The following is a 12,691-nucleotide window of genomic DNA, read 5'->3' as shown; positions in this document are numbered from 1 at the left end:
TACCACTCTATTTTTTAACTTTTTTCCGCAGAAAAGTATTATAAAATTTTCCTAACAGTGAACTAGGTACCAACCTAAGTGCTGATCTTATTAGAAATAACATGTTAGCATGAATTGGATTTTGTAACTTAAGTTGTTTTTTTAAATTTAGTAATTGCTTTTCACTTTTAATATATTCTAACCCTTTACGACGTGCATGCATACCATTACCTACTCGTGCATAAAGAATGATATCAGACATATTGGCTACTTTATAGCCTGCACCAATAACTCGTAGCCAAAGATTATAGTCTTCCATAAATAAATGATGTTGATATCCACCTAATTCATTTATCACAGTTTTTTTATAAGCCACAGTCATATGATTGAATGGACAACGTTTCTGCGCAAATTGTCGAATTTCATCATTTGATGTTGGTACAGTTTTTAAAACTTGAGAATCACGTGGTTCATTTTCAAACTCTAAAACTTGTCCACCAAATAGCACAACATCTGGATTACACTCAATAAAAGCAACTTGTTTTTCAAAGCGATCTGGCGTACAAATATCATCGGTATCCATACGAAAAACCCATTCATTTGAACAATACTTTAAACCTTCGTTTAAAGCATTTCCAAGACCAATATTTTGTTCTAACGGAATAACTTTTAAATTTTCGCCAATTTTTCTCTGCCAAGATAAAACAATTTGACTTAACTGATCACCAATAGGCCCATCTAATACCAAAACTATTTCATTAGGATGAATTCTTTGATCATTCCATATACTTTGAAAACATTGATCCAATGCGGAAGGGTTTTCTTTATAATAAAGAGATAATAATATTGAAAATGACATCATATTTAATCAATACCTCTCATTTGTAAAAATTTTATAATATCATTAGGCAATACTTTTCTAGAAAACCAATATGATTTATTGTTGTTTTCTTTTAAAGTTTCAAAATTCAGAAAAATTGGACTTGAACCCTTTTGATACTTTTCATCAAAAACAATAAAGCGTTTATTTTCATTTGCCACCTTGTTCTTTAATCCATTTTTTAAAATTAGATATTGAAAAAAATGCTCATCAGGACAAAGTTTATTTTTAAAAAAATTTATTTCCTGATCAATATTAGAAAATATTATTATTTCTAAATCTGATCTAGAAATAGAAAACCATTGACTACCAAAATAGCATTTTTCAGAAGTCAGTAATAGCCTATCTAACAACTTATATAAAATAGTTAATGTTTTCCCAATTATATTTCTTTGAATCCTTGTACCAGCATGCATTGTATTAAAACGTACTCTATAACGATGCCTTGGTGACTCATAGCACTCTATATAGATTTTATTAATATCAAATTTAATTCTATCAAATGACTCAAAAATAACATCATCACCACTAATTAAATGAAAAAAACCATTTTTAGAGTCGTGTTTTAATGCAAATTTCATCAAATTCAATGTTGCTTGAACCATCGAAAAGCTTGCCCAATTCACATCAACTCTATTAGCATCATCAATAAAATAAACATTTTTTAATTCTTTACTTTTAATACAATTAATATCAATTTTTTTATCAACATGAACATAAAAATTACAATTTTTGTAATACTCAGCATAAGTATAAATATGATCAATAGACTTATGTGTTAATATTAAAAAACAGTGTTTATCCAACATATCTAATAACCTTAAAATAATCAGAAAAAACATAATCAAATTGATTGATGACAATTATAATTTGAAAAATCAGATAAATAACAAGTAAAAGCATATATCTTAAATCATTACTTTTCTTAGAAAATATAAAGGCAATCAGAAAAATTTCTGAAAACAGGAAAAATTCTGAAAGCCTAGTACTTAGTATTGCAAAATCATTAAAACCAATTCTAACACCTAATCCAACAGCATAAGAAATTAGTGAAAATAATAAAAAAGAATTAATTAGCTTTGAATTCTCATCATTAATATTAGACTTAAAATATTTTGAATAAAAAAATAAGAAAAATAAAAACAGAAAATAGAAGCGTAAAGAAGTTAATCGAAAAGGGCTTAGTACTTCGGAATAATCACTACCAGCATAAGATGCTAATCTTATAAAATAATTAGGAATAATCAATAAAACAGACTTACAAACTATCGCTACAGAAGAAATTACAACTATATATAATAAAATATTTTTTTTGTATTTTTCAAAAAAAGGTACTACAATATTATAAGCGAGAAAAAAAGCTATAAAAGCAAATGTTGATTGATGAAAAAAACAAGCTATTAAAAATAATAATATACTTAAAAAATACTTTTTATTGAAAAACAATAATGCTCCCAAAAAAACGAGAGCTGTTGCAAATCCTTGTCTAATTTGCATAAATTGTTGCATGAAAAAATAATAACTAAATATATATACTAGAAAAAAAATAAATGTATTAATTTTTAAAGTTATCGATATTTTATATATAGAATATAGAATAGTAAAAGAAATTATAAAAAATGCAATTTTATAATCATTAATAAAAAAAGATAGAATATAACTAAGATAGCCATATCCAATCTCCATCCCCGATTCAAGATAGAAATCACTAATTGAACTTAAGTTTAAATACTCTAAGTGTTCAAACACATATTTGTAATTATAAGTATCTCTCGTTCCACCTCGAAAAGTTACTATTAGTGCAATAGCAAAAAAAGCTATCAATAATATCCTATGCTTACGAATCACCAACATTCAGTCTTCTCAATTCATTTTCATTAAATACTATATCCTTCTAATACTACTTTTTAAATGCAAACACTTCAATATTTTTCTTCCTTTCAAAGTAGTTATGACTGTAATTTTTTAAAAGAATATTCATTTGATCAATGCTCGTTTGATTTGAATAAGTTTTACTTTGTGGTCTATAGCTATGATCTACAGCAATTTCATCAACGATACCTATTTTAAATTTATATTTTTCAGCAATTTTTGGCCAAATGTAATCTAAACCCCATCCCATCTCAGCGCCTACGGGAAACGGTAAAACATGTTGAAATATAGAAGAATGAAATGAGAAAATAGGACCAATTTCTACAAAATTAGTAACCCGTGCAACAGTATTCTTATTTTGTAAAACAATTTTATGAATATTAAAACTATGCCTTGTCCGAGAAGGTTGAGCTATTTTTAGATTATATCTATCTATTCTATCAATATACACATCTAAAAATTGATCGTGAACAACAATATCATCATCAGTGACTAACAAATAATCATAATTCTTTAAATTCATATCCGAAAGTATTTGATTTAAAAGTTTAAACTTAGGTGTTTTGTCTTTTAAATGTAAAATTGTATAGGGTTTCAGTTCTTCTGAAACTTCATTTCCACCTATTGCAATCCATTTTTGATCAACAATATGTTCATTTGATTTAGAAAATTGACCAATTAAATGAATTGCTTGATTTGGATAATCAGTTAAATAAATTCCAATGAGTAAAATTTTCTTTTTTCCTATAGATGGCTCTATAGTAAATTTTTTTGGAACTTCATTTTCCAAGAATTTTTTTTGCTTATTAATCCTATTCAAACTTAAAATAAAATGATGTACCTTATTAAACAACCTTACTGATAAACTCATAAAACCCACCTAACCTCATCTTTTAATATTAAAAAGATGAATTCAAATTATGCCATGATAGAAAAACCCTATACTATCATTTCCAAAAACTAGTATTTAAAAATGTTTTCAAGACATCTTTAAATATTTATCAATCTCTACTTTTAGATCGTAATCATTATTATCAAATATTTTTTGAATTACTTCTAGATTTCTCATGCTTTTTCGTAAAGGTAATTGATTATTTAACTCATTTAACTTGATATATTCATAGCCATAATCCTCAAAATCACCTATTTTTTCTGAAAGCACAATAGGAATGATACCATAGGTCAAATATTCAATAATTTTTGTCGGACAGGCAACTTGGTTCACTAAAATATCATCTCTTAAAACAAACCCATAATGGCTTTTTCGATAATAACTTTCCAATTCATTAGGCTTTACTGATTTTATCAACAATTGGCTAGCATCTATCTGAAAATATTTTACTTTATTTAAAATTTGTTCTGGCTCACCTGTTAATATTGTAAATCTAAATTTATTATCTAAATTATTCTTTATTGCTTCTAGCATAAGATCTATATTCTGCCAAATTTGCGCATTTCCACTATATATTATTTCTACTTTGTCAGATAAGGAATCATTATCATAAATTACTTTTTTCTTTAAATGGCTAGGAAGAATTGCATATACAATATATTGACACCCACTCGATGGATACTTTTTCTTATAATGCATCACCATTTTATTGGTCACAGCAATACACACGTTTACCTTTTTAAACAACATACGTTCTATAAATTCAGCGACTAATGTATGAATCTTCTTATTCTTCATCATTAACTCTTCAGGAACAACACCATGAAGATCTAAAACAAAGAATTTATTAAATATTAAAATAAAAAGAATAGTATATATTGCATTATAAATTGATTGTATATACACAAATGAACACTTATTAAAACAATTTAGTATAAAAAAAAAGTGCAATAGTATATTACAAGAAACTTCCATCCTTAAGTCGCTCTTCGAAACTTCTTTTTTCCAATTATGAAAAAAACTTATATCTAAATAAATTCTCTCATCTCTTTGATAAAACTGATCAATACTTGCTACTCTCTGAAAAAAGCCATCACGATATTCTGCTTCAGTTTGTGGAAATTTACTTAAAAATAATATCATTGTGCTAATCTCATTTACTTAAATCAGTATAGATTTCAACGATTCTAGAACATGAATTACCATCACCATATGGATTATGAGCACGAGCCATTTTTCCATATTCTTCATTATCATGAAGAAGTTTTTGTGCTTCATTCACTAAAGTTACTTTATCACAGCCTACCAATTTAACTGTACCAGCTTCGACTGCTTCTGGACGTTCAGTTGTATCACGCATTACCAGCACTGGTTTTCCAAGTGATGGAGCTTCCTCTTGAATGCCACCGCTATCCGTAATAATAAAATATGCTTGATTCATTAGAAAAATGAACTCTTCATACTGCAATGGTTCTATCAAATAAATATTTTCAATATCAGATAAAATTTTGTTGACAGGTTTTTGCACATTTGGATTTAAATGTACAGGATATACAATATCAACATTAGGGTTTTTCTGAGCTATTTCCTTTAAACCTTCGCATATATCAATAAACCCTTGACCAAAATTTTCACGCCTATGTCCTGTGACTAAAATAATCTTTCGTGTTTCATCTAGTCTGTATTGACTACAAATATTTGATTTAATTTTCTCCTTTAAAGTTGGTTGGTGCTCAATTCTTCGCAAAACATATTTCAAAGCATCAATAACAGTGTTTCCTGTCACATAAATGTTTTCAATTTTTTTTCCTTCTCCTAATAAATTATCTTTACTTTGTTGTGTGGGTGCAAAATGGTAATTTGATAAAACACCTGTAAGTTGACGATTTCCTTCCTCAGGCCATGGAGAATAAATATCAAAAGTTCTTAAACCAGCCTCAATATGGCCAACTTTAATCTTAGAGTAAAAAGCTGCCAAGCTAGCAGAAAATGTGGTAGAAGTATCGCCATGCACAAATACTATATCAGGTTTAAACTCAACCAAAACTCCTCTTATGCCTACTAAAACATTTGCTGTAATATCATATAGATCCTGCCCTGCTTTCATAATATTTAAATCGTACTCTGGAACGATATCAAAAATATCTAAGACTTGATCTAGCATTTGTCTATGCTGAGCAGTTACGCAGACCTTCGTTTCAAAATTATTATTTTTTTTGAACTCTTTAACTAATGGAGCCATTTTAATTGCTTCTGGACGGGTACCAAAAACAATGAGAATCTTTTTCATAATTTAAACCTAAAAATCAGTGCTAACATACAAATAGTTAGAAGTATTTCCCCAACAATCATTGCAACAAGCACACCATTGATCAATAAATGCGGAATTAATACTAAATTTAACAACACTGTAACCAGTCCAGCCACAACGAATGAAAATGTATAAAATTTATCTTTTCTTGAAGCAGATAAATATTGTATGCCAATAATGTTATTGATAACACCAAAAAACAACCATATCATCATAACTGCCAAGATGTAACTATAAGACGGAAAGGCACCACCATAAACAATAGTGATTATTTTTTCGGAAAAAATAGCAACTGTTGTTCCTATAAAAAACGCCATCCCCCCAATAATAAGTGCTATTTTTCTTATATATGATCTTGCTGTTTCTTCATACATAACCTTTCTACAACTTATGGGGTAAAGTGCTTGTGTAATCGGTGCAAATAAACCTACTACCGCTCTAAATAGTCTTTCTGCTGCCGAATAATATCCAACTACTGTATTTGTTGATACAAAAGATAGAATCACCGTTCCAGATGAAGTCAGTAAATTTCCAAGTACTGATGTATAAAATAAATTTGAGCCGCCTTTCAAATAACTAATCAAAATATGTATCTTTTGAATCTTGAATTTTATATCAAACCTTTTATAAACTAAAAATAAAGAGTAAATTCCTGCAAATATTGCTCCCAACGAAGTCAACAATGGGACCAATAAATAATCAGAACTTTGTTTAACTAATACAAAAATAGCAATTGTAAATAAAATTTTAGAAACTATATTAATAATAGTAATATAGCGCATTTGCTCTACACCCTGAAAAAACCATACAGGGAATAGAATTTGTCCAAGCACTGTTCCAAATGTCAAATAGTATAACCAAGGATCACTACTAAACTTTTTAAATAGTATAATTAAAAGAGTAAGTATAAAAAATGAAATGACAAAAAGTAAAAATTTAATGATCATTACTGAACTAAAAATTTCGCTTAACTTATCCTTATCATCACGATGAAGTGTAACTTCTCTTGTTGCAGTAAAGTTGAAACCATAATCTGTTAAAACAATAAAATAGCCTATAATAGCTGTCGCAAAAGCCAATAATCCAAACTTATCTGCACCTAAAACTCGTACAAGATAAGGTAGGCTAAGGAGTGGTAATATATAATTCATCCCCTGCAACATAGCTAAAGAAAAAAAGTTTCCCAAAAATCTTTTTTTCTCTTCGTTATCTATTAGTCTATTAAATTTTGCTAACAACTCTACTACTCACATTAAACTCTTTTACATTTAGAATACTTTAACGAGTAAAAAACTTAGTTTTTAAATATTTTCGCATCATTAAATCTAGGTGCTATAACATCCTTTTCACTTACCAAAACATTTTGAATATCATTTAATGGCCACTCAATTCCAATTGTTGGGTCATTCCACACAATTGCACCTTCACTTTCTTTGTGATAATAGTTCGTTGTCTTATATAAAAATTGAGTATTATCTTCCAGTGCCAAAAATCCGTGTGCAAAACCTTCAGGAATCCAAAATTGTTTATGATTTTGAGGTGAAAGCTCCACCCCAACCCACTGCCCATATGTTTCTGAATCTTCTCTTATATCAACAGCAACATCCCAAGCACGCCCTTGCACAACTCGAACCAACTTACCTTGTGCGAATGGATTTAATTGATAATGTAAGCCGCGCAAGACCCCCTTTTGCGAGTAAGAGTGATTGTCCTGAACAAATTGAGGAATATCTAACCCGCGTTGTAGAAGCGCTTGTTCGAAAGCATTTTGATTAAAACTCTCCATGAACCAACCGCGATCATCACCAAACACTTTAGGTTCAAATATTAAAAGACCTTTAATCTTTGTTTCAATTACATTCATTGGTTATATCTCTTTTTAGATTGCTAAGCTTAATGCAAAAAATTATGCTTTTAAGCTCAACATACTTCAAACATTTGATTTCTTTTGCTGTTCTTGATGCAATTTTAATAAATATTGACCATACCCTGTTTTCTTAAAGAAATTAGCTCTACCAAATAGCTGATCTGTATCAATCCAACCATTATTAAAGGCAATTTCTTCTAAACAAGCAATTTTCAAACCTTGTCGATGTTCAACTATTTGGACAAATTGACTTGCTTCCAATAATGAGTCATGTGTACCTGTATCCAGCCAAGCAAACCCACGACCAAGAAGTTCTACATTAAGCCCTTCTTGTTGCAAATAAACATTATTTACATCCGTAATTTCCAGTTCACCACGGTGTGATGGTTTTATATTTTTTGCAATTTCAATTACTCTATTATCATAAAAATAAAGTCCAGTTACTGCATAATTTGATTTCGGTTGTTCTGGCTTTTCTTCTATACTTATTGCTTTACCAGTTACATCAAAATCTACCACACCAAAACGTTCAGGATCATTGACATAATATCCAAACACAGTTGCACCAGTTTGCCGTTCAGAAGCTCGCTTTAACTGCACTCCAAAACTCTGTCCATAGAAAATATTGTCCCCCAAAATGAGGCATACGTTATCATCTCTAATAAACTCTTCACCTAAAATAAATGCCTGAGCTAGGCCATCAGGTGAAGGTTGTACTTTGTAAGACAGTTTCATCCCCAACTCTGCACCTGTACCTAATAATTTTTCAAAGTTAGGTAAATCTTCAGGGGTAGAAATAATCAAAACTTCATTGATTCCAGCCAACATCAAGACTGATAAAGGATAATAAATCATCGGCTTATCATAAATTGGGAGAAGTTGTTTTGATGTACCCATTGTAATTGGATACAAACGTGTTCCTGACCCACCAGCAAGAATAATACCTTTACGTTTTAATTGGCTCATTGAGTTATTTCCTCTAAAACTTGTGCTACACCCAGCTTCCAATCAGGTAGATGTATTTTAAAATTTGTTTGTAATTTATTGGTATTCAATCGTGAATTTAATGGGCGTTTTGCGGGTGTAGGATATGCTGTTGTTTTAATCGCATTGACTTTTTGAATTGCTAAGTTTTGATCTTTTTGCTTTGCTAACTCGAAAATAAACTGCGCATACTCATACCATGAGCACTCACCTAAAGCGGCAAGGTGATAATGCCCGCATAGTTCTTTTTGTTGTTCTAAAGAGCTAAGTGAATAAAATCTTAAAGCCTGAGAAGTAATATCTGCAATCAATGCAGCCCCTGTTGGCGCACCAATTTGATCATTGATAATACTTAATTCTTCACGATTCGATGCTAATTTCAGCATAGTTTTTATAAAATTATTACCATGTGACCCATAGACCCAACATGTTCTAAAGTTTATATAGGCACAGCGGCTTTGCTCTATTGCAACTTCACCTAATCGTTTAGTATAACCATAAAAATTTACTGGATCAGTCTGATCACTTTCAGACCAAGCTGTCTCACCTTCCCCATTAAATACATAATCTGTTGAATAATGAATAAGTAAACAATTCTGATCATTACAAATTTCTGCTAAATTCTTTACAGCTAAGTGATTAATTAAATCAGCATTTTCTTGATCAGATTCAGCCTTATCAACTGCTGTATATGCAGCGGCATTTACAACAACATTCGGCTTAACAGTTTCGATGAGATATTGAATATGGTCAAAATCGGCTAAATCGCCACTCAAATTATTTTCATTTACAGCACGATCAAGCGCGATAACACTGCCAAGTGGTTGTAAAGCTCGTTGTAATTCCCAACCAACCTGTCCATTTTTTCCAAGTAATAAAATCTTCATCATATTATTCAAAGCTTAAGCTTTTTCGGCTTGATATTGTTGTTGAACCCAATTTTTATATTCACCACTTTGAACGTTTTCAACCCACTCTTGATTGGCTAAATACCATTCCACAGTTTTACGAATCCCTGTATCAAATGTTTCTTCAGGCACCCATCCTAAATCTTTCTTGATCTTACTTGCATCAATCGCATAACGTAAATCATGCCCAGGACGATCTTTAACAAAAGTAATCAGTGTCTCGTAACTCTGCCCATTTAATTGTGGTTTTAACTCATCTAAAATTTTACAAATTGTTTTTACAACTTGTATATTTTGTTTTTCGTTATGCCCACCAATATTGTAAGTTTCGCCTACTACACCTTCCGTAACAACTTTATAAAGTGCGCGTGCATGATCTTCGACAAATAACCAATCACGGATTTGATCGCCTTTTCCATAGATAGGCAAAGGCTTAGCATCTAATGCATTTAAAATCACCAATGGAATTAATTTTTCAGGAAAATGATAAGGACCATAATTATTTGAACAATTGGTCACAATAGTAGGCAAACCATAAGTTCTTTGCCACGCTCGAACTAAATGATCTGAGCTGGCTTTACTTGCTGAATAAGGGGAGCTCGGTGCATAAGCTGTTGTTTCAGTAAACAGATCAGTAGTCCCGTCTAAATCACCATATACTTCATCAGTTGAAATATGGTGAAATCTAAATTGTTGTTTTTGCGGCTCACTGAGCGCTAACCAATATTTTCGAGCTACGTCCAATAAGGTATACGTACCCACAATATTAGTGTTAATAAACTCAGCAGGCCCATCGATTGAGCGATCCACATGTGACTCAGCAGCTAAATGCATCACCACATCAGGTTTAAACTCAGCAAAAATTTGAGTTAATTTTTCAGCATCACAAATGTCAATTTGCTTAAATTGGTAACGTGAATCTGGATCGACTTCTTTTAAAGACTCTAGATTGCCAGCATAAGTCAGCTTATCAATATTTAATACTTCATCCTTTGTATTTTTTATAATATATCGTACCACTGCTGATCCAATAAACCCTGCACCACCAGTAACCAAAACTCTCATACCCTAATCCTACAAATCATTTTTTAATAAATCTAATAGTTAAAATGTTCCAACAACAAGCTCATCAAAACACCAAAATCTTTTTTACATAAGGATAATTTCTATCCATTTTCATACTAAAAGATTATATCCAAACTCAAGCTAAAATTATATATTAAACGGCATCAAACAAAGCCAAATAATTTTGACTTTCATCACTGTTCAAATTCCTAATGAATTACTTTATTCTTTTTAAATTACAAAATCATTGAATAGATACAAGTCAACACACTTCTTTTTCGGTTTTAATACAATTACCCCTTAACAATAAGATACCCAACCTGACTTTTTTAGCTTACAATTCGCTTTCAAGATGAGATTCTAAGCAACAACGCAATATAAAATAAGGGTTTTGAATGTGAAGTATCCGTACACATCACTGTTTACAATTTTAGCGATTTCGATTTCGTTTTCTGGTTGTGCGATCACTTCAGGACTTCAAACCTATGATCTGCCTGAACAAGGTCAATATAGAACTGATCAAGGTGCCGAACTTTCCGTTGTACAACTGAATCAAAATAATATTCCAAATCTAAATACAACTAGCCAATTAAGTTCAAATAATCTTGTATCGTTATTCAATAGCTCACAAAATATTTATCGTTTAAGCGCTGGTGATGTTCTTTCAATTCAGCTTTGGGCGTATCCTGAAATTACCCCACCAATCCAAGATGCAACCAACATTAAAGCTGTTGGTTATCCCATTGATCCAAATGGTAATGTTCAATTACCTTTAGTGGGTTCAGTGCATATTGCAGGTAAAACTTTAGCCGAAACTAATCGTTTTTTACATAATCAATTTGCTAAATATCTAAAGCATCCTGATGTTGTAGTTCGAGTACTGTCTTATGAAGGTCGCCGCTATTTTGTCAATGGCCAAGTCATACGCAGCGGTCAATATACATTAAACGACCAACCGATCAGTATCTACACTGCCTTGGGTCAAGCGGGTGGTATAGACACTAAAACAGGTGATACGACCAACATTCAACTGATTAGAAATGGGCAAACTTATAATCTAAATACCATTCAGCTCGAAAAACAAGGATTCTCCTTACATCAACTATTAATCCAGCCTAATGACACCATTTTCGTTAATACCAAACAAGATCAAAAGCTCTATGTCATGGGTGAATCAAGTCGCAGCCAAGCCCTAACACTTCGCGACCAGGGTATGACCTTAAGTGATGTACTTGGTGAAAGTGAAGGCATCAATCCATATTCAGCAAGTGCTGCACGAATTTATGTGATGCGTACTGACCTTAGCACTAAGCAATCTACAATTTATCATCTTAATTTAAGTAGCTTAGGTAATTTAGCCTTAGCCAATCAATTTGCGATGAAAAAAAATGATATTGTCTATATTGATGCTACTGGTTTGACTCGTTGGCAACGTATTATGAATCAAGTAGTTCCCTTCTCAAGCGCTCTATACAGTTTTGATCAATTGGGTAAATAAGATGCAGATTCAAAACATATTAGTCGTCTGTGTTGGGAATATTTGTCGTAGCCCAATGGCGGAGTTCTTTTTAAAGCAAAGTTATCCCAAATTAAATATAGAATCAGCGGGACTTTCTGCGATGGTTGGGCATTCAGCTGATGATAAAGCAATTGCCTGTATGGATGCTTTAAATATTGATATGCGCTCCCATATTGCGCGACAAATTAATGCTGAATTGATTAAAAAAGCCGATCTGATTCTTGTGATGAGTAAAAATCAATCTCAACATATTGAGCAAAAATGGCCGTTTGCTAAAGGTAAAGTGTTTCGTTTAGGGCATTGGCAAAGTCAAAATGTGCCTGACCCATACCAACATGATCAAGCTTTTTTTGATGAAACGTGTAAAAATATTCAAGTTTATGCCAATGACTGGCAATCACATCTATAAATTTT

Annotated in this window: 13 protein-coding genes; 2 read left to right on the top strand and 11 right to left on the bottom strand. The window is 31.3% G+C overall.

Going from position 1 to position 12,691, the window contains the following annotated elements; all coding sequences use genetic code 11:
• Positions 1 to 7: 7 nt before the first annotated feature.
• The 11 genes from L3V46_RS00420 to rfbB form a co-directional block, all read right to left on the bottom strand.
• On the bottom strand, positions 8 to 838 hold the full coding sequence (locus L3V46_RS00420) for a glycosyltransferase (RefSeq protein ID WP_035371343.1): 831 nt from the start codon (positions 836 to 838) through the stop codon (positions 8 to 10).
• Between the two features lie 5 nt (positions 839 to 843).
• Positions 844 to 1,668 (bottom strand): beta-1,6-N-acetylglucosaminyltransferase, encoded by an 825-nt coding sequence (locus tag L3V46_RS00415; protein ID WP_004823636.1) that lies wholly within the window; start codon positions 1,666 to 1,668, stop codon positions 844 to 846.
• A complete protein-coding gene (locus L3V46_RS00410) occupies positions 1,658 to 2,713 on the bottom strand; it encodes an EpsG family protein (RefSeq protein WP_004823635.1) in 1,056 nt (351 codons plus the stop codon). Before L3V46_RS00410 ends, L3V46_RS00415 begins: the two co-directional genes overlap by 11 nt.
• A 46-nt stretch (positions 2,714 to 2,759) precedes the next feature.
• Positions 2,760 to 3,602, bottom strand: coding sequence for a hypothetical protein (locus L3V46_RS00405; protein WP_004823634.1), 843 nt, complete (start codon positions 3,600 to 3,602; stop codon positions 2,760 to 2,762).
• 108 nt (positions 3,603 to 3,710) lie between these two features.
• Positions 3,711 to 4,766: a hypothetical protein gene (locus tag L3V46_RS00400; RefSeq protein WP_004823633.1), complete on the bottom strand. Its 1,056-nt coding sequence runs from the start codon at positions 4,764 to 4,766 to the stop codon at positions 3,711 to 3,713.
• Between the two features lie 10 nt (positions 4,767 to 4,776).
• The gene (gene wecB / locus L3V46_RS00395; RefSeq protein WP_004823631.1) at positions 4,777 to 5,913 is read right to left on the bottom strand and encodes a UDP-N-acetylglucosamine 2-epimerase (non-hydrolyzing); all 1,137 of its coding nucleotides are present in this window, start codon (positions 5,911 to 5,913) and stop codon (positions 4,777 to 4,779) included.
• Positions 5,910 to 7,172 carry a flippase gene (locus tag L3V46_RS00390; RefSeq protein ID WP_239044678.1) on the bottom strand — a complete coding sequence of 421 codons (1,263 nt, stop codon included), beginning with the start codon at positions 7,170 to 7,172 and terminating at the stop codon, positions 5,910 to 5,912. The genes wecB and L3V46_RS00390 overlap by 4 nt, the downstream gene beginning before the upstream one ends.
• Positions 7,173 to 7,228: 56 nt before the next feature.
• The gene (gene rfbC, locus L3V46_RS00385) at positions 7,229 to 7,798 is read right to left on the bottom strand and encodes a dTDP-4-dehydrorhamnose 3,5-epimerase (RefSeq protein WP_004823629.1); all 570 of its coding nucleotides are present in this window, start codon (positions 7,796 to 7,798) and stop codon (positions 7,229 to 7,231) included.
• Between the two features lie 66 nt (positions 7,799 to 7,864).
• Positions 7,865 to 8,767: a glucose-1-phosphate thymidylyltransferase RfbA gene (rfbA, locus tag L3V46_RS00380; RefSeq protein ID WP_004823628.1), complete on the bottom strand. Its 903-nt coding sequence runs from the start codon at positions 8,765 to 8,767 to the stop codon at positions 7,865 to 7,867.
• The gene (gene rfbD / locus L3V46_RS00375; RefSeq protein WP_035371330.1) at positions 8,764 to 9,672 is read right to left on the bottom strand and encodes a dTDP-4-dehydrorhamnose reductase; all 909 of its coding nucleotides are present in this window, start codon (positions 9,670 to 9,672) and stop codon (positions 8,764 to 8,766) included. Before rfbD ends, rfbA begins: the two co-directional genes overlap by 4 nt.
• A 15-nt stretch (positions 9,673 to 9,687) precedes the next feature.
• On the bottom strand, positions 9,688 to 10,758 hold the full coding sequence (gene rfbB / locus L3V46_RS00370; protein ID WP_239044677.1) for a dTDP-glucose 4,6-dehydratase: 1,071 nt from the start codon (positions 10,756 to 10,758) through the stop codon (positions 9,688 to 9,690).
• Between the two features lie 397 nt (positions 10,759 to 11,155).
• Here rfbB and L3V46_RS00365 point away from each other — a divergent pair, with 397 nt between their 5' ends.
• Both L3V46_RS00365 and L3V46_RS00360 read left to right on the top strand, forming a co-directional pair.
• Positions 11,156 to 12,256: a polysaccharide biosynthesis/export family protein gene (locus L3V46_RS00365; RefSeq protein WP_239044676.1), complete on the top strand. Its 1,101-nt coding sequence runs from the start codon at positions 11,156 to 11,158 to the stop codon at positions 12,254 to 12,256.
• Between the two features lies 1 nt (position 12,257).
• Positions 12,258 to 12,686, top strand: coding sequence for a low molecular weight protein-tyrosine-phosphatase (locus L3V46_RS00360; protein ID WP_004823623.1), 429 nt, complete (start codon positions 12,258 to 12,260; stop codon positions 12,684 to 12,686).
• The last annotated feature ends 5 nt before the right edge of the window (positions 12,687 to 12,691 follow it).

Source organism: Acinetobacter sp. AG3, from assembly GCF_022343575.1.
Lineage (GTDB): Bacteria > Pseudomonadota > Gammaproteobacteria > Pseudomonadales > Moraxellaceae > Acinetobacter > Acinetobacter guillouiae.
This window is presented reverse-complemented; position numbering and strand designations above follow the sequence as displayed.

What these genes read in the sequence shown, in the direction of transcription:
- rfbB (WP_239044677.1), bottom strand. Translation starts at nt 10,758, where the DNA reads ATGAGAGTTTTGGTTACTGGTGGTGCAGGGTTTATTGGATCAGCAGTG.
- rfbD (WP_035371330.1), bottom strand. Translation starts at nt 9,672, where the DNA reads ATGAAGATTTTATTACTTGGAAAAAATGGACAGGTTGGTTGGGAATTA.
- rfbA (WP_004823628.1), bottom strand. Translation starts at nt 8,767, where the DNA reads ATGAGCCAATTAAAACGTAAAGGTATTATTCTTGCTGGTGGGTCAGGA.
- wecB (WP_004823631.1), bottom strand. Translation starts at nt 5,913, where the DNA reads ATGAAAAAGATTCTCATTGTTTTTGGTACCCGTCCAGAAGCAATTAAA.
- L3V46_RS00400 (WP_004823633.1), bottom strand. Translation starts at nt 4,766, where the DNA reads ATGATATTATTTTTAAGTAAATTTCCACAAACTGAAGCAGAATATCGT.
- L3V46_RS00405 (WP_004823634.1), bottom strand. Translation starts at nt 3,602, where the DNA reads ATGAGTTTATCAGTAAGGTTGTTTAATAAGGTACATCATTTTATTTTA.
- L3V46_RS00420 (WP_035371343.1), bottom strand. Translation starts at nt 838, where the DNA reads ATGTCATTTTCAATATTATTATCTCTTTATTATAAAGAAAACCCTTCC.
- L3V46_RS00415 (WP_004823636.1), bottom strand. Translation starts at nt 1,668, where the DNA reads ATGTTGGATAAACACTGTTTTTTAATATTAACACATAAGTCTATTGAT.
- L3V46_RS00360 (WP_004823623.1), top strand. Translation starts at nt 12,258, where the DNA reads ATGCAGATTCAAAACATATTAGTCGTCTGTGTTGGGAATATTTGTCGT.
- L3V46_RS00410 (WP_004823635.1), bottom strand. Translation starts at nt 2,713, where the DNA reads ATGTTGGTGATTCGTAAGCATAGGATATTATTGATAGCTTTTTTTGCT.
- rfbC (WP_004823629.1), bottom strand. Translation starts at nt 7,798, where the DNA reads ATGAATGTAATTGAAACAAAGATTAAAGGTCTTTTAATATTTGAACCT.